This window comes from Psychroflexus montanilacus, assembly GCF_020164535.1.
GTDB lineage: Bacteria > Bacteroidota > Bacteroidia > Flavobacteriales > Flavobacteriaceae > Psychroflexus > Psychroflexus montanilacus.
Map to the genome: position 1 here is coordinate 1 of NZ_JAIQZC010000004.1, position 25,619 is coordinate 25,619.

At 35.5% G+C, this 25,619-nt stretch carries 23 protein-coding genes; 2 read left to right on the top strand and 21 right to left on the bottom strand.

What is annotated here, in order from left to right; genetic code table 11:
• Nucleotides 1-740: 740 nt before the first annotated feature.
• The 4 genes from LB454_RS11025 to LB454_RS11040 form a co-directional block, all read right to left on the bottom strand.
• Entirely contained in the window at nucleotides 741-1,301 is a 561-nt protein-coding gene (locus LB454_RS11025; RefSeq protein ID WP_224464727.1) for a cob(I)yrinic acid a,c-diamide adenosyltransferase, read from the bottom strand.
• A gap of 973 nt (nucleotides 1,302-2,274) precedes the next feature.
• Complete coding sequence (locus tag LB454_RS11030; protein WP_224464728.1) at nucleotides 2,275-4,542, bottom strand: inorganic phosphate transporter; 2,268 nt, start codon at nucleotides 4,540-4,542, stop codon at nucleotides 2,275-2,277.
• 1,035 nt (nucleotides 4,543-5,577) lie between these two features.
• On the bottom strand, nucleotides 5,578-6,864 hold the full coding sequence (locus tag LB454_RS11035; protein WP_224464729.1) for an OmpA family protein: 1,287 nt from the start codon (nucleotides 6,862-6,864) through the stop codon (nucleotides 5,578-5,580).
• A gap of 1,638 nt (nucleotides 6,865-8,502) precedes the next feature.
• Nucleotides 8,503-9,255: a hypothetical protein gene (locus tag LB454_RS11040; RefSeq protein ID WP_224464730.1), complete on the bottom strand. Its 753-nt coding sequence runs from the start codon at nucleotides 9,253-9,255 to the stop codon at nucleotides 8,503-8,505.
• 1,086 nt (nucleotides 9,256-10,341) lie between these two features.
• Here LB454_RS11040 and LB454_RS11045 point away from each other — a divergent pair.
• On the top strand, nucleotides 10,342-10,536 hold the full coding sequence (locus tag LB454_RS11045) for a hypothetical protein (RefSeq protein ID WP_224464731.1): 195 nt from the start codon (nucleotides 10,342-10,344) through the stop codon (nucleotides 10,534-10,536).
• Nucleotides 10,537-10,542: 6 nt separating this feature from the next.
• Nucleotides 10,543-10,746, top strand: coding sequence for a hypothetical protein (locus tag LB454_RS11050; protein ID WP_224464732.1), 204 nt, complete (start codon nucleotides 10,543-10,545; stop codon nucleotides 10,744-10,746).
• Between the two features lie 227 nt (nucleotides 10,747-10,973).
• On the opposite strand, the gene LB454_RS11055 is transcribed toward LB454_RS11050, so the two are convergent.
• The 17 genes from LB454_RS11055 to LB454_RS11135 are packed head-to-tail and all read right to left on the bottom strand — an operon-like array spanning nucleotide 10,974 to nucleotide 25,554.
• Nucleotides 10,974-12,380, bottom strand: coding sequence for an AMP-binding protein (locus tag LB454_RS11055; RefSeq protein WP_224464733.1), 1,407 nt, complete (start codon nucleotides 12,378-12,380; stop codon nucleotides 10,974-10,976).
• Between the two features lie 2 nt (nucleotides 12,381-12,382).
• A complete protein-coding gene (locus LB454_RS11060; protein ID WP_224464734.1) occupies nucleotides 12,383-13,132 on the bottom strand; it encodes an SDR family NAD(P)-dependent oxidoreductase in 750 nt (249 codons plus the stop codon).
• Complete coding sequence (locus LB454_RS11065; protein WP_224464735.1) at nucleotides 13,125-13,370, bottom strand: acyl carrier protein; 246 nt, start codon at nucleotides 13,368-13,370, stop codon at nucleotides 13,125-13,127. Before LB454_RS11065 ends, LB454_RS11060 begins: the two co-directional genes overlap by 8 nt.
• Entirely contained in the window at nucleotides 13,363-14,433 is a 1,071-nt protein-coding gene (locus LB454_RS11070) for a ketoacyl-ACP synthase III (RefSeq protein ID WP_224464736.1), read from the bottom strand. Before LB454_RS11070 ends, LB454_RS11065 begins: the two co-directional genes overlap by 8 nt.
• 3 nt (nucleotides 14,434-14,436) lie before the next feature.
• Nucleotides 14,437-15,396: a beta-ketoacyl-[acyl-carrier-protein] synthase family protein gene (locus tag LB454_RS11075; protein ID WP_224464737.1), complete on the bottom strand. Its 960-nt coding sequence runs from the start codon at nucleotides 15,394-15,396 to the stop codon at nucleotides 14,437-14,439.
• On the bottom strand, nucleotides 15,396-16,022 hold the full coding sequence (locus LB454_RS11080) for an acetyltransferase (RefSeq protein ID WP_224464738.1): 627 nt from the start codon (nucleotides 16,020-16,022) through the stop codon (nucleotides 15,396-15,398). The genes LB454_RS11075 and LB454_RS11080 overlap by 1 nt, the downstream gene beginning before the upstream one ends.
• A gap of 3 nt (nucleotides 16,023-16,025) precedes the next feature.
• The gene (locus LB454_RS11085) at nucleotides 16,026-16,769 is read right to left on the bottom strand and encodes an SDR family NAD(P)-dependent oxidoreductase (RefSeq protein WP_224464739.1); all 744 of its coding nucleotides are present in this window, start codon (nucleotides 16,767-16,769) and stop codon (nucleotides 16,026-16,028) included.
• Nucleotides 16,762-16,986: an acyl carrier protein gene (locus LB454_RS11090; protein WP_224464740.1), complete on the bottom strand. Its 225-nt coding sequence runs from the start codon at nucleotides 16,984-16,986 to the stop codon at nucleotides 16,762-16,764. Before LB454_RS11090 ends, LB454_RS11085 begins: the two co-directional genes overlap by 8 nt.
• Nucleotides 16,983-17,591, bottom strand: a complete 609-nt coding sequence (locus tag LB454_RS11095; RefSeq protein ID WP_224464741.1) for a sugar transferase — start codon at nucleotides 17,589-17,591, stop codon at nucleotides 16,983-16,985. The genes LB454_RS11090 and LB454_RS11095 overlap by 4 nt, the downstream gene beginning before the upstream one ends.
• Entirely contained in the window at nucleotides 17,592-18,425 is an 834-nt protein-coding gene (locus LB454_RS11100; protein ID WP_224464742.1) for a polysaccharide deacetylase family protein, read from the bottom strand.
• A complete protein-coding gene (locus LB454_RS11105) occupies nucleotides 18,422-19,597 on the bottom strand; it encodes a carboxylate--amine ligase (protein ID WP_224464743.1) in 1,176 nt (391 codons plus the stop codon). Before LB454_RS11105 ends, LB454_RS11100 begins: the two co-directional genes overlap by 4 nt.
• A gap of 1 nt (nucleotide 19,598) precedes the next feature.
• Nucleotides 19,599-20,150 carry an acyltransferase gene (locus tag LB454_RS11110; RefSeq protein WP_224464744.1) on the bottom strand — a complete coding sequence of 184 codons (552 nt, stop codon included), beginning with the start codon at nucleotides 20,148-20,150 and terminating at the stop codon, nucleotides 19,599-19,601.
• Between the two features lies 1 nt (nucleotide 20,151).
• Complete coding sequence (locus LB454_RS11115; protein WP_224464745.1) at nucleotides 20,152-21,315, bottom strand: glycosyltransferase; 1,164 nt, start codon at nucleotides 21,313-21,315, stop codon at nucleotides 20,152-20,154.
• A complete protein-coding gene (locus tag LB454_RS11120; RefSeq protein ID WP_224464746.1) occupies nucleotides 21,308-22,255 on the bottom strand; it encodes a hypothetical protein in 948 nt (315 codons plus the stop codon). Before LB454_RS11120 ends, LB454_RS11115 begins: the two co-directional genes overlap by 8 nt.
• Nucleotides 22,255-23,325, bottom strand: coding sequence for a glycosyltransferase (locus LB454_RS11125; RefSeq protein ID WP_224464747.1), 1,071 nt, complete (start codon nucleotides 23,323-23,325; stop codon nucleotides 22,255-22,257). The genes LB454_RS11120 and LB454_RS11125 overlap by 1 nt, the downstream gene beginning before the upstream one ends.
• A complete protein-coding gene (locus LB454_RS11130) occupies nucleotides 23,318-24,433 on the bottom strand; it encodes a hypothetical protein (RefSeq protein WP_224464748.1) in 1,116 nt (371 codons plus the stop codon). Before LB454_RS11130 ends, LB454_RS11125 begins: the two co-directional genes overlap by 8 nt.
• Nucleotides 24,430-25,554: a hypothetical protein gene (locus tag LB454_RS11135; RefSeq protein ID WP_224464749.1), complete on the bottom strand. Its 1,125-nt coding sequence runs from the start codon at nucleotides 25,552-25,554 to the stop codon at nucleotides 24,430-24,432. The genes LB454_RS11130 and LB454_RS11135 overlap by 4 nt, the downstream gene beginning before the upstream one ends.
• Between the last annotated feature and the right edge of the window lie 65 nt (nucleotides 25,555-25,619).

Genomic DNA, 25,619 nt, shown 5'->3' on the forward strand with positions numbered 1-25,619 from the left:
TCGTGAGTAGTGAGTCGTGAGTCGTGAGTCGTGAGTCGTGAGTCGTGAGTCGTGAGTCGTGAGTCGTGAGTCGTGAGTCGTGAGTCGTGAGTCGTGAGTCGTGAGTCGTGAGTCGAAAATAAAAATATGAAAGAACAAAGACAAAAGAAAATAGAACAAAGATTGGTCAACTGGTCAAAAGTTTAGTGTCATTCTGCCTGCCCGTCTTAGGCGTGGAACGGTGTCTTTTCGGTGACTGAAGAATCTTTATATCTAGATGACTGAAAAGATCTCTCGTCACAACGTTTCCCTCGAGATGACAAAGGGCTATCGTATAGTTGTCAACCGTTTATCGTTCACAGTTGATCGTTTTCCGTTTAATCAAATGATAAACTAATCGTGTATTCGTATAATCGAGTAGTCGGGATTGAAAAATTCGAGGCGACAAGATCAAGGAGAAAAGAAAATAGAACAAAGGACTAGATAAGGAGTCAAAAATCAAATTTTCTAAAATGATACGGCAAGTTTTGAAAGTTGAACTTCGGTGTTCTGTATTCAATATTCAGTATTCATTAATCTTCATTCACCGCGGAGGCGCAGAGTTCGCAGAGATTTTAAATTACTCACAAGGCTTCAACTCACCACTCAAAGACTCACACCTACAACACTCCTATTTATTTCAAATTTACAAAAACTCACAAACTAAGAGACTCACCTACTCAATACCTCACCACTCAGAAACTCAAGGACTCACAACTACCTTACTTACCAGTATCGGGAATCCATTTGACTTCATCGGCATTTTTTTGCTTAGCGATGCAACGGGCCAGCACGAACAGGTAGTCTGAAAGCCGATTCAAATACTGTAAAACTTTATCGTCGAAAGGTTCCAAATTGAACAGAGCGGCACAAATGCGTTCTGCGCGTCTGCAAACGGTTCTTGCCACATGGCAATGCGACACGGCTGCATGTCCGCCGGGCAATACAAAATGCGTCATTGGCGGTAAGTCTTCGTTCATCCTGTCGATTTCTTTTTCAAGAAAATCGATGTCTTCCTCTTTAAGTTGTGGTACTTTGGAGGCGTTAGAGGCTTTACCAGGATCGGAAGCTAAAATCGCCCCTACCGTGAATAGCTTTTCCTGAATGATAATCAGTCCCGCTTTAGACGCTTGATCCAAATCCTGATCCCTGACTAAACCTAAATTGGCATTCAGTTCATCTACCGTTCCGTAACTGTCTATCCTGATGTTATGCTTAGCCACGCGCTTCCCTCCAAATAAGGACGTCGTGCCTTTATCACCTGTTTTGGTATATATTTTCATTCTTTAGTTTTTTTAATGTAAAGATAGAAAGAATAAAAGGCTTATGAATAATTGGAAACGACAAGAACAAGGAGAAAAGAAAATAGAACAAAGACTGGGCAAGAGACAAAGAGTGGATTGTCGTTCTGAATGTAGCGTAGCGGAGTGAAGAATCTCCCATGTCGAAGAGATTCCTCGTCGAAGCAAAAGCTTCTCTGTCGGAATGACAAGGACTTACTGTCATTATGAAGGAGCCTTTTCGGCGACTGAAGAATCTTTATTTATCCACGAATGAAAAGATCTCTCGTCACTTCATTTTCCTCGAGATGACAAAGGGTTGTCGTGTAGTTGTCATTCGTTTATCGTTCACAGTTGATCGTTTCCCGTGTGATCAAATGATAGACTAATCGTGAGTCGTGAGTCGAAAATAAAAATTTGAAATGACAAGAACAAAGAGAAAAGAAAATAGAACAAAGACTGGGCAATGGGTCAGAAATTAAATTTTCTGAGATGAAACGGCAAGTTTTGAAAGTTGATGTTCGGTGTTTTGTATTCGATATTCAGTATTCAGAAGTTGGTGAGTTTATGAGTTATTGAGGGATTAGGCTTTCTGGGGCTATAACTTTCAAAGCAATTCTATCATTATATTAATTAATTTTAGATCGAATGAATGCTTTCATTACTTTTTTAGTTCACCCCAGTTGTTATTGATTAAGTGTTCATAAATCTCGTTCCTCGATTTGCATCGCCGAAAAAAGAAACAATCCCCAAAGCATTGGGGACTAAGCTTATTTTTATGTCTTTAAAAACTACGAAAGTATCTCCTCTACACAACGCCAACCGTTTACTAGGGCACTGATCCTTCAGCCTTTCTTCGATAATTTCTTGTTTTTTAGCTTACATAAAAAGTAGGCCATTCCTGAGAATTGTGTTTAATTCTTAATCATTTTACTCACCTCTCACAAACTCAAATACTCATAACTATTATACTACCTCAAAACTCCTGTCTTGCTTCTTCGTAATATTCCTTGAACAACTCCAACAGAGCAATGGAGGTTTTGGTTAAGTTTTTGGTCTCGAGTAAAATGCCGAAGTAAAGTTTGGAATTTTTTGGACTATTCTCTGTATCGCGAATTCTATCGATCTGCTTTTGAAGCAGGTCTGAAATTTTATCCAAGACCTTTTTCTCGTCAGTAATCAGCTGCTCAATGCTATCAAATTCAGAAGACTGAAAGGCTTTTACCAGCTCTCCATATACCTCATCCAAATCCCTTTGAACACTCTTTAAATCACGAATCTGACTGAATTTTAGATTCTTATGGTTATTGCTAACGTGGGTATGGCTACTTCTGGTAATGTAAGCCAGCGACTGCACCATATCCTGAAGGTAATCCAGGGTTAACACATAAAATTTGGACGCTTCCACATTGGTGTCCTCCAAAGATTTGATGTAATAAAATATATTATCTTTTAGTTCATCTATCGTCAATTCAAGCTCCTCCTGTGTTTTCAGACTTTTTTTCAATCGGCTCAAATCATGATACCCTAAATTGTTGACGACATCTAACAGCAAGTCATTGACCCCTGAAATGATCTTTACAATATTTTCAGAAGACTCTTTGGTCATCTCATTGATCGTGATGATGTCAGTTTTATTGAATTTTTTGTGTTCACGTTCGTATTTAGCCCGTTTGGAATGTCTTATAGCACTACGTACAATGGAGAATAAGGCTATCAGTAGCAAAACACCAATCGCATAATACGATCCAAACCAGATCACAAGCGAGAGTAAGCCTGCAGCTGTAAAGGCAATGGCGGCCGTTGCAATCCAGCTTCCAATCACATTGAACACCCCTGCAACTCTGTAAACAGCACTCTCCCTGCCCCAGGCTCTGTCACCAAAAGAAGTTCCCATAGCTACCATAAACGTCACATAAGTAGTGGACAGTGGCAAGGTATAGCTAGTCGCCAGTGTAATCAAAATACTTGCTAACACCAGGTTAACCGATGCTCTCAACAAATCGAACGCAGGCTTGGCCACTCCTTTCTTATATTCAAATGCTTTTTCCGGATAACTGAATCGGCTGTTGATTTTATCCTGAATGGGCTCGGATAAGACCTGAGAAAACGTTTGCCCAACAAATACGGAGTACCTCACCACGGTCCTGGATAAAGCATTGGGCTGAAAGCGTTCCTGGCCTTCTCCCTGTCGACCAAGATTGACTCCGGTTTGTACCACATATTGTGCTTTACTCGAAAACCAAAGCGTTACCACCATGATTGCTCCAGCGGTCACCAGTAAAAAAACCGGGGTTTGCACTTCACCCGATAAACCGTCCATCAGGAACTCAGAAGGCAGAACTCCAGACGCTAAAAAAGCCTCCTGCCACAGGAGAAAAGACTGCCAGGCAGCGATACTTACACCTATAAAATTGACCAAATCGTTACCCGCAAAGGCCAAAGCCAGGGCAAAGGTACCTATCACGACTATTACCTTAAGAATATGACATTTAAAGACCTGAATAAGCAGCTGAGACATCAGCGTCCAGAACACAAAACTAAGGCTTAAGATCCAGATTTTATTTTCAAGCACCTGCTCAATGATATTCTGATCCAGAAAGGTGATCGAATTGGTACCCTTCAGCAGTATAAAGTAAGTAATTGCAGACAGGGAAATCCCGCCATACAATCCTCCGATGTATTTCAATTTTCTATGGTAATCAAAAGAAAAAACCAGTCTGGACACAAACTGAACTGCCGCGCCTACGATAAAGGCTACAAAAACGGAAATGAGAATTCCCAAACTGATCTCGGAGGCCTTTTGGACATTGATAAACTGCTCCAAACTTGCAAAACCCTCACCAGTCTCATAAAGCTTCAACAGGGAAATGACTACAGCAGCACCAAGAAGTTCGAATACTACAGACACCGTTGTAGAGGTAGGAATACCGAGAGAATTAAAAAAATCCAACAGCAAAATATCCGTGATCAACACCGCTAAAAAGATAATGATGATTTCGTCAAAAAAGAACAACTCCGGATTGAAGATACCCTTCCGTGCGACTTCCATCAACCCCGACGAAAATACTGCACCCGCCAAAATCCCAAGTCCAGCTACAATCAATATGGTACGCATAGGGACAGCTTTGGACCCTATCGCCGAATTCAGGAAATTTACCGCGTCATTACTCACCCCTACAACCAGGTCGGCTATAGCGAGAAAGAACAACAAAACGATAAGGGAAATGTAAAGCGTTTCCATTTAGAAAAAATCAACCGCAAAAATGATACTTTCTTATGGTCTGGCGAAGGCTCTATTGTTATGAAATGATTAAGATAGTGGTCTTTTTCCGGTCATTTGTTGGCAGTTTTTCGTGGAGGCGTTTATTCGTTTATTCGTTATTCGAATAGTCGAAGAGTCTTAGGGCTTTCTTATGTCTCCTCGAGTGTTTTCATGTAGTAAAACGGAATGAAAAAGTATCGAGAGGTGGTTTGTCGTGAGTCGTGAGTCGTGAGTCGTGAGTCGTGAGTCGTGAGTCGTGAGTCGAAAATAAAAATATGAAAGAACAAAGACAAAAGAAAATAGAACAAAGACAGGGCAAGGGTCAAAGAGTGGATTGTCGTTCTGAATGTAGCGTAGCGGAGTGAAGAATCTTCCATGTCGAAGAGATTCCTCGTCGAAGCGAAAAGCTTCTCTGTCGGAATGACAAGGACTTACTGTGATTCTACCTGCCTGCGCCTTAGGCGTGGAACAAAGCCTTTTCGGTAACTGAAGAATCTCCCATATCGAAGAGATTCCTCGTCTAAGCGAAAAGCTTCTCTATCGGAATGACAAGGACTTACTGTCATTCTACCCTCCCGCCTTAGGCGTGGAACGGAGCCTTTTCGGCGACTGAAGAATCTCCCATGTCGAAGAGATTCCTCGTCTAAGCGAAGAGCTTCTCTGTCGGAATGACAAGGACTTACTGTCATTCTGCCCGCCCCCTTAAGGCGTGGAACGGAGCCTTTTCGGCGACTGAAGAATCTCCCATGTCGAAGAGATTCCTCGTCAAAGCGAAAAGCTTCTCTATCGGAATGACAAGGACTTACTGTCATTCTACCCTCCCGCCTTAGGCGTGGAACGGAGCCTTTTCGGCAACTGAAAAATCTCCTATGCCGAAGAGATTCCTCGTCGAAGCGAAAAGCTTCTCTGTCGGAATGACAAGGGCTTGTTGTCAAATGCCTAGTAAGCTATCCCATAAAAAAACTCCGAAAGATAGCTCTTTCGGAGTTTTAGTAATTTTTTTTAAAAGGGCTTTTATCTCAGTTCGAAGGAAACTCTTCTTACGATTTGTCTGGCTTCCTGAGATCCTTTATCTACAGAACTATCTACACCACCACCTCTATAGCTTAGGCGAGATTCTTCGATACCTGAAGCAATAACAATGTCATATACTTTCTTAGCACGATTTTCTGATAAGGTTTTGTTGTAATCTGAGTTACCAATCTGGTCAGCATATCCAGTTAGGACTGCTTCTGCTTCCGGATGGGCTCTCATATATTTTACGATTTGGTTGATCGCATCCAGAGAATAGTATTCTGGCTGAGTGCTGTCGAATCTAAAGTAAACATTGATCAAATTGTCGTTGGCATTAGGCTTCACACCTTCTACACCACCAGCGAAATAGGTTTCTTTAGCAAATTCCTTGGTTACGTACATTTTTTCCAAAGAGCTTTCCAACTCGTCTGGAATACCGTTTTGGTTTCTGTCGATAGACTCTCCTTTGGTATTTACAGCAACCCCCGAGGTTGTATTTGGCTCTCTGTCCAGATAATCTGGAACACCGTCTTTATCGGTATCCTGCATATCACGCTGAATTTTAGCTAACTGATTTTCAAGTTCTTCTACACGCTCTCCAAATAATTTTTTAGGGGAGTTATCTACCCAGTCTGCGTGTTTTTCATGCTTGCCTAAATAGATAGAAAGCCCAGCCGTTGCCGTCACAATCATCCCATCAAAGTTTCTGGTTTGTGCATTTGGACGACCATCAACAGTCAAATCCTGACCAAGGTTTCCTAAAACGGAAAGGTCTACGTTAAAGGAAAAACGCTCTGATAACTTGATTTGGGGAGTAATCCCTCCCATAAAATTAAGCAGAGTTTCACTTTCATTGGCTAACACTGCATTTGCAGGTAAAGAAACGTGAGTCATACCAGCACCCGCATGAAATAACAAGTTGAAACGCTGAGTAAATTCTCTAAAGCCTAAGATGTTACCTAAATTGGCCACACCTTCCAGGTTAGCCCGGAAAAATTCGGTATCTACGTCAAAGGCTGGATCTGAAGTATTGGTACTTTCAAAATAAAGACCACTTACCTTTAGTCCAAATTTATCATTGAACATGTAACGTGCCCCAGCTTCAAACGCTAAATCCTGTAATTTGGTATCGAAAGGAATATCTTCAGTAACTGGTGAAGATGCTTTGGCTACACCTACTCCAAGATCCAAAGAAAACTTGTTGAAGTCCTGGGTTAAACTTTCCTGTGCAAAGCTGTTAAATGAAAAAGCGGCAAGGACAAAAGTGAATAATGTAATTTTTTTCATAATCCTGATTTTATATATAACAAATATATAGTCTTCCTTTTAAACTGAATATAGAATTTATTTGAAATTTTAAGAATTGTAGCGTATTTTCAATCAATTAGTTACTAATTATTTAAAGTTTGCCTCGAGTATTTATAAATTGCTTATCTCTCCCTTTAATCCCAAAGGGGGGATTGTTCCCCCTAACCCCCAAAGGGGGGATTGTTTATCGTGTAGTTGTTATCCGTTTTCAGTTGATCGTAAATTGTGTAATCGTGTAATGGTATAATCGGATAGCGGGATTTCGACCTGCCTTCCAAGGAATGCAGGCAGGTACAATCCGACTGAGGCGGGACATTCAAACTTCGGTTTTTAGGTCCCTTGCCTAAAAAGAAATAACGTATGTCTCCTCAAGTAAAACGGAATGAAAAAGTATCGAGAGGTGGTTTCGGTGTTTAAGGGTCAAACGAGGTTTCGATATATCCGCCTGAGGCGGACACTCAGCCAAGGTTTTAAGTTTGTTATTGAACTAACTTGCGTAACTTGGGAGGTAGGTTCAACCTAATAGATTGAGATAAAATAATTGCTTCTGTTCATTTTTTCTTGACAAAAAACGAACCAAAAAGTCAAGCCTGATTTAAGGAAATTTTTGCTTCGTTACTCTACGCAAAACCCCTGCTGGCTTATTCGCTTCATGCCTGTTACTTCGTAACGCACTTCCGCGAAAGCCACAGGTATTTCTGGAAATCAGTCGGCTTTCTACTAATTAGATATTTACTATTTTAATTTATGTGAAATTTAGTCTTAAACATGTAATAACGGATGTCTCCTCGGGTGTTTTCATGGAGTAAAACGGAATGAAAAAGTATCGAGAGGTGCGTTGATGTTAGAGGGTCTGAAGAGGTATCGATACAAATTCCACTTTTTCCAAAAAAAGTGAAATCCACTCAACCTGACATATATTTTTACTTAGGTTTCTATTAATTTTTAGTAAGTCGGGTTTTATGATCCGTTTTCAATGTGGCTTCGATACATCCGCCTGTGGCGGACACTCAGCCACCGGTTTTTAGATTCCTTGCCTGAAAAGAAATAAAGTATGTCTCCTCGAGTCTAAACCAACTGAATTATAGAATAAAACTTAAAACCAATTGTAGTCTACAACTACATTTATACCATCGAGATGTTTAACAATTTTTAATGATAATCGATTTGATTTTGGGGGCAGCGCCCACAAATCTTAATAACTTACTGTATCAAATTAAAATGAAGGGGCAGCGCCCTGACATCTCAAATATGTCAAAAATATGTCAGGGCTAACGCCCCTTTTTGAAACTCACCCCTATGTGGTTTTAGATTCCGTAGCAAACACTGAATAAAGAAAGCCACCTGAACTCAATCAGATGGCTTGAAGCTATGAATTCATCAAGGCTTAAGACTCTTTCTGAAACTCACCTGTATGTGGTTTTAGATTCAGTAGCAAACACGGAATAAAGAAAGCCACCTGAACTCAATCAGATGGCTTGAAGCTATGAATTCATCAAGGCTTAAGACTCTTTTTGAAACTCACCTCTATGTGGTTTTAAATTCAGTAGCAAACACGGAATTAAAAAAGCCACCTGAACTCAATCAGATGGCTTAAGCTAACTTTGCAGTTTTAAATTATACGATTTCTATGATTTGCAAAGCGTTGAATGCTCCATTTAACAGGGGATACTGCTGTCCATTGAATTCCTGAAAGTATGCTACTTTTAAGAAATAATAGGTTTCTCCTGCTGCTGTGGGTGTGCTTGAGAAGTTTAGAGCGATGTTAGCTGTTGTATTGTCTATTTCCAGATTTTCAACATTGCTCATCGCCACCTCTCCTTCGCCAGATGAGAAATGGAAGTTCATCATAGCGGCACTTAACTCTACGTGAGTTGCTCCCTGAGGCACTCCAAGGTTTAACCGTGGTGTAAACCCATTCAGCGTGATTTCATTCGCTACCGTGTCGAGCTCATATCTGCTCTTTAAGACTGCATCCAAGGTTGCCTTTTTATTGAAGTCGAAGAACTTCAAGGCTTCCTTACCTTCAGGACTACCAATCCCTATACTTACTTTTCGTTCACCACGGCCCGACGTTGTATCAAATCTTTTAACTTCATTGAGCTGGCTGGTAAGCCTGTAAGTTTTGGAACGGTCCTGCACATCGGCTATCAGAGTGGCAATTGCTCTTCTGAAGACTTTACCGCTTTTAGCAATGTGACCGAATTCCTGACCATTTTCCCGAGTTCTGATGAAGGCAGGATCGTTTTGGATTCTGCTTTTGGACACTCCACTTTTGGTCTTAACAAGGTATTCTCCTTCCTGGTTCTTATAGAAGGTCATCCCATCCAGGGTTCCTTCAATTTTCAATAATGACTTTAATTTTGCCATCTTGTTGGGTTTTAGAGCCTATTGTTACAAGGCTGATTAAACAAAATTTAATTTTCTATCAGTTTAAAGTGTTGAGTTGCGCGCCAAAGGTTTCCTGCTGTCGACATAAAATTTACATTCCACCTTTGTTATAATTTCAACACTTCTTACTGGTTGATGAAACAAATTTAAGCGGCTTATTTCATTGGTATTACGCTATTTAGCTGATATGAAAAACTTGATTAATACTGATTACTATTGAGAATTTTTAACCTAAAGTTCGTTTACAGACGCTTTTTTCGCTTTATGACTGTTGGTGTTTTAATACTTAAGCTATACTTGAGATATACTTGAGATCTCCCTAACCTCCAAAGGGGGGATTGTTTATCGTGTAGTTGTTATCCGTTTTCAGTTGATCGTAAATTGTGTAATCGTGTAATGGTATAATCGGATAGCGGGATTTCAACCTGCCTTCCAAGGAACGCAGGCAGGTACAACCCGCCTGAGGCGGGACATTCAACCTCCGGTTTTTAGGTTTCTTGTCTAAAAAGAAATAACGTGTGTCTCCTCGAGTGTTTTCATGTAGTAGAACGGAATGAAAAAGTATCGAGAGGTGGTTTGGTTCTCGACTTTAGTTTATCCTGAGCATGGTCGAAGGGCTCGAACTTAAACAAAAAATAGTAAGGGTTCTATACCTTATTTTTCTTGAGCATGACGAAAAGGAAAAATGTTCTCGACTTTAGTTTAACCTGAGCACAGTCGATAGGACTCAAACTAAAAAAAATGAATACTTAAACCTTTTAGCTAAGCACAGTACAGACTTAGCTCAACAGAAATATAGAGAGGTGATTTGGTGTTAGAGGATTTGACGAGGTTTTGATATATCCGCCTGACAGGTTTTAATACGAATCTTAGAATTGTGTTTTGGGAAAGAAATTTCGTGTGAGACTTAGATCAATAAAATGGGGTTCATTTACTTGTCACACCCCAGGCTTAAGCTTTGTTTTAATATTGAAATAAAGTTGACTTATATCATATTTTATGCTTGAAATGTTAAAGTTTTAAACAAAAAGAGGTTTTCAACTGTATTATAAGAAACATAGTTTTATGCGTGTTATTAAAACAAAAGATCTGATGATCATGAGAGGTGTTAATCTACGAACTGCACAAAAGGATATGCAAAAGATCAAGGATTACTTCGATAAGCAGGAACATCAACTCATAACTAATTATGAAGCTGCCGAGTATTATGGTCTTGATGTCCATGATTTTGAATCTATTATTAATTCACAGCTTTCCTAATACACCATGACTCCACGCATCCCTATACGACGTGTTTTTGCCAGCGACCTCCAGGCCGCCTATGGCGGAGCCATGGTAAGCGCGTATAGGCGCATGAAAACATTAAAAAAAGAAATAGGGAAAAAGGATCATCACATTGTTACCAATTATGAAGCTGCTGAATTTGCAGGGCTCTCTATAGATGATTTTGAAGAAATAATTAGGGGTTAACTTTCCAGCTCCTCTAATTCCTATAGATTTATTATTGCCTGACTTTAGCTGATCGTGAAGTCGTTAACGGTTTACCGTTTGCAGTTGATCGTTTAGTTGGCGGTCTTTAGTCTAATGGTCGAGAGTCAAAGGTAATGTGTAATTGTTTTTTGTTTATGGTTTTTAGTTGATCTTGAATTGTTTGTCGTGTAATCGTACGATCGTCTATTTTGCTTTTACAAGGTGATTTAAATTTTGTTATTGAAGGTAACTTTTCCTGATTTGCTCCGCGGGATACTTTTCATATAAATCACTTCAACTGCTTTGTGATATAACTGAGAGAAATCGAGAACATGACTGCGAACTTTTTCCTTTAAATCATCTTCTGTTATGATTACTTTCAATTTTTTATCATCTCCAGTGCAATATACATCTGTTTGAAACTTATTTTTGATAGAATTTTCCAAGACATCCAGACTTATTCTTAATCCATACAATTTTAAAAAGCGTTTTTTTCTTCCGACAATAAAAAGAAAACCGTCTTCATCCATCATAGCGATATCTCCAGTATAGAGTCTTCCTTTAAAATCATCTCCTTTTGCTAAGTCTTCAATACTTTCGGCGTAGCCTAGGGTCACATTAGGTCCTTCATAGACTAATTCTCCCGATTGTTGAGGTTTTTCAATACTGCTATTTTCCTCGTCAACTATGTAGACTTTACCTTCAGGAATCGCCTTTCCAATGCTACAGATTTTAGTTAAAGTTTCATTCGAAGCTAAATAACACATTCTTGCGGTACCTTCAGTCTGACCATAGGTAGGAATAAACGAAATGTCGTTTTCATCACAGTAATTTGCAATGGTTTCAAATAATTTTTCATCTAGTTTTCCACCTCCCTGTGAAATTATTTTTAAACTTGTATTAGGTTTTCTGAAAAATCGAAGTTTGTTTAATATATCAAAAGTGAAAGGTACTCCGGTCAAATTAGTTATATTGGAACACTCAACATATTCCCAGAATTTTTTATCAGTTAGGTTTAAATCAGTAAGGTAAACTGTTGCACCAGCATATAAATGACTAGTCAGCAAAGAAAGGCCCATGGTATATTGAAGAGGCAAAAAAGCAACGGGTTTATGATCTGGTGAGATCTTAAAAACTTCAGCTACATTCTTAGCATTTGCTGCTATGTTATTATAGCTATGTCTCACTAACTTTGGACTTCCAGTAGAGCCAGAAGTTGATAAAAGCAATGCCAGACTAGCGTGTAGAGAAATGGATTCAAAACTGGTTTTACAAACATTTACATCTAAAAATGATTCTATTAACTCTCCACATGAAGATTCCCATTTATCTTTAAATCTGCTTGGGTAACACACGTATTGCGGCTGATAGGTTTCTTTAAGCTTTAAAAATTGTTCTTTCCCTACTTCTGTCCCAATTAGTAAAGGAACAATCTCATTTGCCAAGCAGGCATAATAAAAAGCTGCACAGCCAATTTCATTATTCGACAAAATAAAAACAAGCGCTCTTTTTTCGAATAGCGGCTTAATATTAAATGAAAAATTTATCAACTCCTGGTATGACAATGTCTCACCGTAGGAATCGACTAAGGCGTTTTGACTAAGATTTGAATGATTTTGAAGATTTAAGAACACTGTTATAATTTTAAATCTCCATCGACTTCGATGATTTGACCTGTTAAGTAACTAGACAAGTCTGATGCTAAAAATAAACAGGCTTTTGCTACTTCTTCCGGAGTTCCCAACCTGCCAAATCCTATATCGTTTAATTTATGTTCAAACTTATCCTCCATTATGGTTTTTAATCTTTTTGATCCAATCATACCTGGTGCTATTGCATTGACTCTAATATTATTTGGAGAGAGTTCTTTTGCGGCTGACAATGTAGCGGAATTCAATCCACCCTTTGTAGCAGAGTAACTCATCTGACCTTTGACACCTTCAACAGCCACTTTACTACTTATATTAATTATAGAACCAGAAGATTGCCGTTGCATAAGTTTAGAAGCCATTTGCATTAAATATATTGGAGCGACTAAATTAACTTCCAGCATTTCTCTAAACTTATCAAAATTAATCATGCCTAACATCTCATAAGAAACCATGCCTGCGTTGTTCACGAGCACGTCTAATTTTTTATGGGTTTTCTTGATTTGAAGCATACATGACTTTACCTCCGCAAAATTGGTGATGTCGAAATAAACAGGAATAATTTCAGCTTTAGTATCTTTTACATTTTCCAAAACCTCATCGAGGTCTCCTTCTTTTCTGGCATTAGCATAGATAATTGCGTTCTGAGCAGAAAACACTTCAAGAATTGCTTTTCCTATCCCTTTGCTACAACCCGTTATCAAGCATACTTTATTCTCTAACATGGTACTATTCATCAAAATTAATATCGTATTTGGTTAGAATTGCTTTACCGGCTTCATACGATTTGAATTCAAGAATATCTTCAGAATCCAACATGATATCAAATTCATCTTCCAGATCAGAAACTAAAGAAAGTTGAGTCACAGAATCCCAATTGTCTACATTATCAATAGAAAAACCGCTTCCGAGTTCACTTTTTTCAACCTCAAATACATCTGCAAAAACAGTATCGAATTTATCTAAGTTAGTCATATATCTTATTTGATTTTATAATTTTCAAAATTATGTTTTTATTTATAGTTGCTTCGGCACACCCCCAGGACAATCCAGCCCCAAAACCAGACATAAAAATATCTGAATTTTCGTCTTCCTTATTCTCTCCATAGATATCTGCCAACACCAGAGGAATCGAATTGCTGGAATTATTCCCATAGCGGTCTAAGATCAAGTGAATCTTTTCAAAGGAAATTTTTAATTTCCTTGACAACTGTTTCAAGATATATTTATTAGCCTGGTGCAAAGCAAAAAGATCGTAGTCCTCTTCAGTTTTATTCAAATGATTCAAAAAGTCCTTTACCAGAGCAGGAACATCAGAAATAGAAAATCCAAAAACGTCCATACCTTTCATGTGGGTATCATAATCTGATCTGAAAATATCATCTGACCACTTAACGCGTTTTGTGGGCTTCCCTATATTTCTAAACGCTCCAGAAGGTGTGATTATACTTTTAAAACGGTATCCATCAGATTTAAAGGCAAAATTTAACTGAGGTGCATTATCTGTTTTCGATAATAGGCAAGCAGAACCACTGTCACCGAATAGCATTGACATTGTCCTGTCATTTGGTGCCAGAGATTTAATGGACGTGTCTGCTGTAATGAGAAGGGCTTTATCTTCCAGTCCGTAGGATTGGAGCATTCCAGCTACCGTATTCAACCCATAAATAAATCCAGAACATGCCAAATTTATATCAAAGCAAACACAATCTGAACTTAAATTTAAATGGTGATGAATAAAATAAGCGGTAGAGGGAAGTCTATAGTTTGGCTTTTGACTCACAAAAACCACAATTTTTATTTTAGATGTATCAACCTTTAAATTTTTGAATAAATTCAAGCCTGCTTCAATGCCTAGATCTGCTGCTGTCTGTTCTGGAAGTGCTCTTGAAACAGCATTAACCCCCGTCATTTTTTTGAATTTACTTATGTTTTCTTCCCCAAACGTATCGACATAAGAATCCACTTCCCGGGTTTGCTGTGGCAGACAAACTGAAACGGCAGATATTTGTATGTTAGAGTAATGGCTTGTTCTCATTTATTAAATGTCATGTGACACATCGCCGTCATCAAAAATCAGATTTGATTTGATGAAAGAGGTGTATATATTGCTATGAATTTGAAAATTTGCGCAGGATGCTGAAAGCCCTTCACCGTAACTCAATGCTAAAATATTTAGCTTTTTTTCCGTTGATGCCTTTATCAATTCCTGTACTTGGACCTGAAGGCTTACTCCACCATAGTTTGAAGACGCATTTGATTTTGAGGGCCAATCAGGAATTTCTTTGCTTAAAGCTTCAAAAGACTGGTCCACCATAAAGTTGGTAACTAAATGAGCCTTTTCTGTATTGATTTTATGCTGAATACCCAGTTCTTTAAAGGCCTGAATTTTAAATTCATTTACTTTTTTATGATCAATTTGTAAAGTCCCAGGTTCATTCAAATTTGAATAAGGAAAGTCGTTGCCCTGAGGTATCGCATTTTTGTAAGCACCCCCTTCAACTTTGATAGCCTCCCATTCTTTGGAATGTGTAAAAAATTCAATTTCAATAGGATTTTCTTCTTCTGATATGCTCAGCAACATCGCTGCACCATAATCACAACCATCATTTTCAACGTTCTTTAATTTTGAATGAGTTTCACCATACAAAACCAATGCATATTTTGAATTAGAGGAATTCAAAATTGAATGACCTAATTGTAAACCCTGGTTAAAAGCGTTGCCCGAAGAATTCACATCGAAAGCAATAAGATCTTGTGATAATTGTAATCGATTTTGAAGTACCAATGCCGTAGCAGGACTTCTGTAATCTGGAGTGGAAGACAGAAATAGCAAAGCTCCTATATCTTCTGAATCGATCTCATAATTCTGTAACATCTTTGATGCTGCCTGAAATGCTAAATCTGAGGCCGTTTGTTCTCCTAAAGCTTTACCATTATCCGTATCAGGGATACAAGTAGAAAGCGCTTCAACTTTAATATGCTCAAGTTTGCAACTCATCAACTGATTTTTTTTGCCGGATTACCAAAAACAGTTGTATTCGCTTTTACATTACGAATCACGATCGCACCCATGCCAACAGTAGCATGATTTTTAATTTTTTTGGATTGTAAAATTTTAGCCCCCGCGTTTATGGTCACCTGATCTTCTACTTCGACCCAGCCCGCTAAAAAAGAAAATGAATTCAAGTGACAATATTTCCCAATTTTCACATCATGACCCAAAATGACAGAACTTTGTAAATAGGTAAAATCATCTATAAAAGTATCACTTGCTAAAGAACTATAAGCCTTAATAGCTACACCTGTACCTATTTTTGCACTTGGGGAGATGATGGCTTTGGGGTGAATCAAATTAATGAATTCTCCGCCTTTAGATGTTATGATTTCAACTGTTTTTTTACGATCATCCACGTTGCCTATAGCACAAAAAAAGCGATCCTCTTCTTTGACTTCATAGGCCTCTACGGTTGACAAAACTGGAGGATAACCAAGGTCTGAAATATCTGAAGGACCGTCACTTAAAAAGCCTTTTACCTCAAATTGTGGCGAATGCGCATAGCAAATATGAGCCAAATCAAAAACTTCTCTTGCTAGACCACTAGCGCCGATTATTACTAATTTCATAGGTTAGTGTATTGAAAATCCACCATCGATTTTTATTAAATTTCCCGTCATCCATTCAGACTTATCAGACATTAAGAAGCATAGTATGTTGGCCACATCTTCAGGTGTTCCGAATCTGCCAAGCGGGTAATTTTTTAAATGTTGTTCCAGTTGATTATTATCTACTTTATCATCCTGCATCAGGTTAGTTTGAATAAAGCCAGGTAATACCGCATTAACTCTTATTTTCTTTTTTGCCAATTCTAATGCAGACGAGGTTGTAAATGCATTTAAAGCACTTTTGGATGCGCTATATACACTATTTGCGGGTGTATGCTTATAGGTTGAAATAGAAGACACTATACTTATGGACGCTCCTCTGTTTAGTTTTTTAGCTTTTAATAAACCGCTTACAAGCAGTATCACTGCTTTGGTGTTGACATCAAACATATCATCGATTAAGTTTTCGTCGATATATTTTAAAGGCTTTGTTTTCACAAGACCCGCATTGCAAACCACTCCATCCAAAACTGGTAGTTCGTCGATTAAAGCTTGAATATCCTCGGCTTGAGATAAATCTGCGCAATGCATCTGATGTTTCTGATTATCACTAATATCGAGCTGTGTAAAGGTCTCCTTGAGCCTTTCTTCATTTCGACCAGAAATAAAACAATGAGCCCCCTGGCTGGACAGTTGGTAAGCCGTTTGCTTTCCTATACCAGAAGAAGCACCAGTGATCAATATGTTTTTATGCGGTAACTCAAGCATTTTTATTCATTAAAGCTATGAGTTCGTTGATGGTATTAATTTCTTTGAAATCCTCTGCCTTTATAGAGAAATTAAACTCTGAATCCAGGAAAGCCATAACAGAAAGAGCTGCAATAGAATCCCAATTGTCGTATTCTCTAAAGTTATCCTCTGCCTGGATAGATTCGCCTTCTAATTCTAGAATGTCTTCGAATTCTTCTATTAATTTATCTTTCATAAGTTGTTTCCTTTAAATTTTGTTGTTGTGGCTGTGTTCTTTTTATTGACGTCTTTAGATTGAATGATCTTTAAAAATGTCAAAACTAATATTTTTAAATCTAGTAAGAAGCTTTTATGCTTCACATACCAACTATCTAATTTAAATTTTTCTTCCCAGGAAATAGCATTTCTGCCGTTCACCTGAGCCCAGCCAGTGATTCCAGGCTTTATGCTATGCCTCACTCTTTGTTCTTTACTGTACAGAGGAAGGTACTCGACTAGTAAAGGTCTGGGACCTACAAAACTCATATCACCCTTAAAGACATTGACGAGTTGAGGCAATTCATCTAAAGAAGTTTTCCTTAAGAACATTCCCAATTTAGTCAATCTTTTCTGGTCTGGTAATAATTCACCATCATGATTGGTTTTATCGGTCATGGTTTTAAACTTAATAAGCTTAAAAGGTTTTTCGTGCTTTCCTGGTCTTATTTGTGTAAAAAATACATTCCCTTTATTACTAAGAGCTTGAACTAAACTAATTATAATAAAAATAGGCGAAAGCAATATTAATACTATAAAGGCTGTAATAGTATCTAAGGTTACTTTGATAAAGTTTTGATACATTTAGTTTAAACTTATTTTTTTACTCATCTCCCAATCGATTTTATAATTAGCCGCATTTAACGAAATAAATTCAAAATTTTGAGCTAAAGAGTTTAGTTTATCTAATGCGCCATTAACGCCAACATAATTCTGAAAAAACCTTTTGTTATAAACTTTTACCTGCTTGTTATCAAAATCCCTAAGATGAAAATAAAACATATTGTAGTTAGCTTTGCTTACTAATTTAAAAATCATTTTATAAGGTAATATTCTAAAGTACCCTCCACCTGAAAACATTATTTTATTATTATTAAAAAAAGTTGCATAATTTAACGGAAACTCTTTCAGTGTGGAATTTTCACCTTTAATTAGAAATGGTTTATTTATGCTTAATTCCTTTATACCACCGTAGCTTCTTGACGCAGGAAAAATGGAGCAATCTATTTTGATACCATTTTCATATAATATATCTATAGCCCAAGGTGTATTTTTATCTATGGAGAACGCAGGTGCTCTGTAAGCGTTAACTTTATTTCCTACTATATCTTCTAAAGAACAAACCGCTCGTTTAGTGTCTTCTGCAAACTGATTAAAATTCATCTTATTTACGAATAAGTGCTGGTCTGAATGGCAAGCAATTTCATGACCTCTACCCGAAATTTTTTTTATAATATGCCTGTTTTTCCTAGCAATGACACCTAAACAAAAAAACGTTGCTTTTATATTATTTAATTCAAGTAAATCAAGAACACTATCGAGTAAAGATTCTAAAATTGGTTCATAATATTCTGGCCTACCTTTTTTAAAAACCCTATAAGTGTGCCATTCTTCCAGGTCTATTGTCAGAATATTCATAATTTTTTAAAAAACTTTTGTTTTACTCTTTTTATGTTGAGGTATTTTTTAATCATAGCGAATATAAAACCAAAAAAAGGAAGCGGATCATCAATAGAGAAAGTTTGTTCAATAACATCTTTTCCAAAAAAATTAAAAAAATTAGGTTTAGTATTCTTTCTTGTTTTTTTATCAACTAAGAAATACCAAAAAAATTCTAAAACTAATAATCTATTGTAAACTCCGCTTTTATAATTTACAATAGGTTGTATGGTTTTTTTTCTTACAAAATTTAGATATAGCTCGGCAAAATCAACACCTGCCTCGAAAGCTATTTTTATACCAGCTGTTACTCGTGGGTTTATTTCTAAAACTTTGTATTGTTTATCAATTGGATCAAATATAAAATCTATATCTGCAGCTCCCGTCCATTTTAATCCCTCCAAAAGACGCTTCGATATTTTGGAAATTTCGCTATTAACAACCGAAACATTTGCTGTACTCGTTCCTCCATATACAGGGAAGAATCTTGGCTTTTCAATAACCACACAAGCAATTGTTTCAGAATTTTGATTTAAAAATAATTCAGCTTGATATTGAGTGCCTCCTTTTTGTTGTATAAATTGTTGTATAAATAATGCTCCATGTGTATTAAATAAATCTAGATAGTTACTTTCTAACTCTTTAAAAGAGTTATATCTATAAACTCCGATTGAACCAATACCTCGTTTAGGCTTTACCATAACGGGGAAAATTAGCTGGTTTTTAAATTTATCTAAATCTTCTTTTGAAGAAATATCATAAGTCGTTGGGCACGGAATATCATTATTCATACAGTGCTTCATAAGTAGGTATTTGTCAACCACTTTAGAAAAAAGTTGATAATCTGGAACTAGAAGCTTTGTATATTTAGATATTTCATCTTTATTTTTTGATAAAATTTCAGCTGAGAAGTCACTTACACCAATAACTAAATCAACGGTATTGGTTTTAATAAAGTGTTCTAATTGAACGTAAAATCCAACAGGATTTTTCATTGGGCTTTGCCATCTCAATTTTTTAGATGGGTATCTTGAAAAATATGCCTCTGATAATTTTGAGCTATATATACTTATTACTGTATGACCTGACTTTCTTAAACTCTTAAGAAATGGCAGGCTTTGTCTTCCTTGATCTAAAACAAGTACAGTCATTTTAATCTCTATTTTTAACAACTTTTGCTGGATTACCAACAGCTATTGAAAATGAAGGTATGTTTTTAGTAACGATTGATCCTGCTCCAATTACAGAGCCTTTACCAATCTTTACACCAGGAAGAATGACGCTATGCGCTCCAATCCATACATCATCTTCAATTAACACATCTAAGTCATCGTAACCTTGACTCATAATATCTATTTCCGTATTTGAAAAATGATGGTTATATGCATATATAGAAACATTTGGTCCTGTTTGAACATTGTTACCTATGATTAATTTACCTTTTCCTTTTCCTCCATTTAAAATCGTATTATGGTTAAAAAAACAATTATCCCCAATAAATACTAGTCTAGGAGATCTAATAATAACAGTGGGGTGTATGTTTGTATTAATCCCTACATTAACCGATGCTAAACCATGAACATTATTTACAATTTTATAAAGTGTAATTTTGAATAGATATTTAAAAAAAGCTAGGTTAAAAATATATTTTAAAATTAATTTTATGTAAAAAAGCTTTGATTTTTTATTACCTTTTACCCACATGTTAAACAAATTGTTTTTTGTAAATCCGATCCATTCCTTTCCAAATTATTTCTGGTTCAAAATTTCTAGACCATTTAATACCATTTTTTCCATAGGCTTCCCTTAATTTTTCGCTTTCCATAAATTTTATCATAACCTTCTCAAGTTCATCAACATAAGAAATTGGAACAAGCTCACCATTAAAATTATCTGAAACTGCATCTTGAGTACCTAGTGCAAATGTGCTTATAGTGGGAACCCCCATAGCTGCTGCTTGAATTAGAACGTTACCGAAACCTTCCCACCAAGCTGGTAGAACAAAAGTATCCATGATACTCATGTGTAGTGGTACATCTTTATGGTTTATACGACCAGTTAGAATTACACCAGGGTGCGACTGTAATTTAGTGATAATATTTTTATCTTTCTTAAGTTGTATTTCTTCAACAGGCCCAACAACGAGTAATTTTATTGAATTATTTTTTTTGTAACAGAGGTTAAATGCTTCATATAACTCATTGATTCCTTTTCTGTCAATTAATCTGCCAACGTAACCAAAAACAAATTCATTTTGCATAATATTTAAAGAATCCCTCAGTTTATTTTTAGAATCTATGTTGATGTTTTTATTAGAAAATAAGTTTAAATCGACGCCGTTACTACTACCTTTATTAATTACATAGGTATTGTTATCTTTAAACATCTTGTATTTAATGCCATTATCCTTTATTGACTTACTGATACATATCACTTTATGAGATAAAACTGATATCACTTTTAAAGAAGCAAGCAATGCTATTTTTTTGAATCCAGTTTCAGTTAATGCACTAAAACCACGGCTTGTATATATACGATAAGGAACTTTAGCAAAATAGGCCGCAATCATTCCCGTTAAAGAGACTTTCATAGTTCCTAGGTTAATGACATCAGGCTTAATTTTTTTAAAATGTTTATATATAACAATAATAGCTTTAAAATCAGAAAAAGGTGAAATTTCTCGTTCTAAAGGTGCTGATAGATGAATACAACCTTCATGATTACAATATTCATGTACCTGAGGATGGTCGGGCGCTAAAAGATAGGTTTTGTAACCGATGTTTTTAAAATAGGCTAGCTGACCCTTGATCAGGGTTGTGTTTTTATGGGAAGTAATTCCTATGACAAGTTTGAGTTTAGTTTTAGTCATTAAAATGTTTTTTTTCGATATTGTAGTATTTTATCAAACTCATAAGTTGGACATCGTTACCACCAAGTTTACCATTATGAGAAATAAGCTTTGTTTTAAAACTTTTAGGTGTAGTTGTAATTGGCTGTTTATTGTTAGAAGAATTTGTTACTACTTTTATACCATTAATTAGTGAATGAATCTTAAGCCACAAATCATCAGCAAAAAGACATTTTTCAATAATTAAATCTTTGTTTAATACGTTAGTGTTTAAAGAGTTTTTAGGGTACAAAGTACCAGCTCCACCTGTTTGAACTATTTTAAACGACGGTTTTTCTTTTGTAACTCTATGATTCCATTTAGCATATGGTAAAATTTGATTATTAAAATCAAACTTAATTTCATGAGCTCTATTTGTGCAAATAAATTTAGGATATTTTGAATGTAATTTCATGATACGTTCAATTGACCACTTATCATAATATAAATCATCATCATAAGTAATTATTATGTCATTTGGGTTTTTTTGTATAGAATAAAAATATTTTTTATGTGCTTTAAGATCATCATCACAAAATTTAATTGTTAATCCTCTTTTTGTTTGAGATAACAAACTATGGGGTAATTTTACATTTTTAAACTGATCTTTAGATAACCATAAAATTATCATATTTGGTTTATAGCTTTGCCTCAACAAACACTCAATGCTTACCCATACATGATTTATTCTTTCAGGAAAAGAAGTCAATGAAACAATTATTTTACTATCATTGATTTTTGTAGAAGACACTCCTTGAACAAAATTATTTTGTGTTTTCAATAACAACTTTGGAACAAAAAAATCAAATAATTTTTTTAATAATATTTCCAATAGTTTATTGATAGCTTTTCCTACAAAGCCTAACTTAGAAAAATCAGGAATAAAATAATAGATTTTATAACAAAAGCTCAAAAAATTCATTATTTATTTAAAATTAAGTTTTCATAACTTTTACCAATGACTTCAACTGATAACTTTGCAGCTATTTCTTTTGCTGTCTCTCCTAATCTTAGTCTTAATTCATTATTACTAATTAGTTTTTGCATTGAATTTGCAAAAGCATCTAAATCGTCATCTTTAACAATTAAGCCATTTTTATTATGAGTGATTATTTCATCTACTGGATAACTATCAAAACTAAGGCAAGCCAATCCTGATGCCATAGCCTCAATAAGACTATTGGGAAAACCTTCAAAATGTGAAGGAATAGCAAATATTTTAGCTTGAGCATAAAGCTTATCAATAGCTTTAACATCTCCTAAAAATTCAACATTTTTTTCAATTTTAAAATGCTTTGTAAATTCTTTTAACTCTTCTAACATTGGCCCTGAGCCAGCCAAAACTAGCTTCCACCCATTATTAACAGAATGTATTTTGGCAAATGATTCTATTAATCTTTTAGGGCCTTTTTCCCAAGATAATCTCCCAACATAAAGAATGATATCTTTTTTCTCAATATTATATTTTTTTCTTTCTTCTAGTATATTCGGAATAACTTTTATCTTTAATTTATTTTTAAACTGACTCTTTTTAATATTTGCTGCATAATTTGTTTGAGCAATCATAGCAGTTGCTTTAGGGTATAATATACTTTTCATTATTTTCACGACTGGACTTAGTTTAAAATTAGGGCTAGTCCTGTCACTTATATAAACAGGCGTTTCAAAACCTAATAAGGCTAATAAAACTCTACTACTTAAACCATCTCCAAATGTTAAAACCGTATCTGGGTTAATTAATTTAACCTGCTTTCTGATAAAAAAAATTAGTTTTGGATAAAAAAACAACTTGTTAGCTGTACCAGTAGTCCTTTTAAATGAAGGTTCAATTAAAACAACTTTTTTATCTAACTTATAAAATTTATTATGCTTTAAACAAGAAATAAAATAAACTTGATGATTTTTAGTCACAAAATACTTAGCCAATAATACTAATTGCCTTTCAATTCCTCCTAGTTTTAGAGATGGGGAAACAATACAGATTTTAGCCATTATTATAGGTTTTACCAAGTTCTTCAGAATTTAGAAATTGTATTTCAGGCCATTTTTTTATGACCTTATACAAAAGTTCATCTAATTGGCATAGTGAGTTATTTCTATTGTCTTTTGATAAACCTCCTACATAGTTTATTCGATGAGTTCCGATTATAGCAGGTTTACCCCAGAAAAAAGCAATTTCAATACTTTCCATAGCTTTATCCACCCAATTTATATTTTTATTAAGTGTAGGCTCAAATAATACATTCCGAATGGCATAAGTTTGTTGGCAGTTATTTTTTTTACCCATATACATAGGTTGCCTTTTATGCTTTAATTGATTTTCAAGGTTATATTTTCGTAGGTAAGAACTTTGAAAGTGTTGTACATTTTTAGCCTTAAAAATACTTTCAACTTCGTCGTTCCATACGTAGCATGGTGCAATAGTCGATTTTGAATGAAACCCAAATTCTTCTTTGAAAAGTGCTAAACCTTCAGTAATGCTTTGTTCTATAAATTTCAAGTCCGTTGATGATTCATAATCATAACTTGCCATTAAATTTCCTCTTACATTTTCTTCATGCAAATCATCAATTGCAAAACAGTTTAAATTAAAAGCTTCTAAAAATCTTTGATCTTTATTTTTTAAGCGCTTCAACCACATGGGCACATTAAGATGTTCTCTTGCATGAAACTGTGGGTATATTAGCTCTTGCTGTATGCCTTGCTTTAATTTTTGATATGTACTTAAATGGGGTTGGTAGGACTTGTAGGTTTTTAGAAAGGCTTCGAAATGATAGTTTGCGTAATTATCTGCTTTTATTTTTTGAAAATCAGGATTAGCCATCACCATATTGGCTGTAACAATAGGATTTTTTCCTTCGCTGTTTTGATGATTTGCTAAAACAGAAAATAAAGCATTAAAATCATGTTCATCTTCCAATACATCATATTTAGAAAATGGGTCTTTTAAATTGATTAGTTCTTTATCTGCTAAAAGCAACTGTGAATTTAAGTCTGGTATTCGAATAGCGCCCCAATCGTCTGACTCAATCACTAAAATTTTATCTTTCGTGCGCTTGCCACGAGAATTAATAAAATGTTTTTTTAGAGTTTGTCTCATTTATTTTGGCTACTTGCAATTATTTCGTTAGCTAACTGTTCACTATTTAAAAATTCAACCTCTGGATGTTTTTTAATAATTTTTGAAAGTAATGCATCTAATAATTCTAAACTTCTATCTCTATGGTTTTTATCTATTCTTGATGTAAAATTAATACGATGTGAGCTAATGACTGCCGGTTTACCACACCTGAAAGCAATGTCGATTTCTTTTAAGCAGTTTTCAATATTATAATTTTCACTTTTATAAGGCTCAAAGGAACAGTTTCTTCGCCAATACCTCATCCCGTACTGATCTTTTTCACCCCAAATTTTATCTACTTTTCTAAAACTACCATCTTTATGAGGAACAAAATATTGGCCAGCTTGGCTAAATTTTACACCATTTTTGACTAGTGTCTCATTAATTTCTTCAAATTGTTTTGATTGAGAAGGTATATAGCTGACTGATTTAAAACCAAATGTATCCTCAAATAAATCTAAACCTTCTTTAGTAATTGACTTAATATCATCTTTATGTTCCTCTGAAGTAGCTTCAAAAGCTGCCATATACATATCTTTAGTTTTAGTTAATCCTTCAGACAGCCCTAAGAGTGATTGAGTGTCAAAAGCATCTAACTCCATTTGGTTTTTATCTCTTAAAACTTTAAGCCATTTGTGAGGGTTCAAATGTTCTCTGCCGTGAAATTGCAGATAAAGTAAATTATCTTTTATACCCCTTTCTTTCCAGAGTTTTATAAGCTGATCTTCATTGTATCGTTTATAAGTTTCCGCTATAGTTTCGTAATGATAATTTGTGAAATTTGAATCCCTAATTTTTTTAAAATCCGGATTAGCAACTATAGCACAAGCTGTAATAACAGGATGATTCTCCTCTTTGTTTTTGTGATTTTCTAAAACATTAAAAAGTTCTTCTAAATCTGCTGTGGTTTCTAAACCATCTAAACTCGTAAATTTATTTTTCTCTAATGTATAGCCTTTCTTAATCAAAGCAAAAACAACTTCTTTAGAAGGCATTCGTATGCTTCCCCAATCATCGGACTCAATCACTACGATTTTACGGGGAGTTTTCCAACCCCTTGAGTTTATATAATATTTTGCTAATAAATTTTTGAAGTTCATTTAATAAATTAAAATTAGTAGGTTAATTAATGTGATTAATAATTTTTAAAAGTAAAGGTGAATAT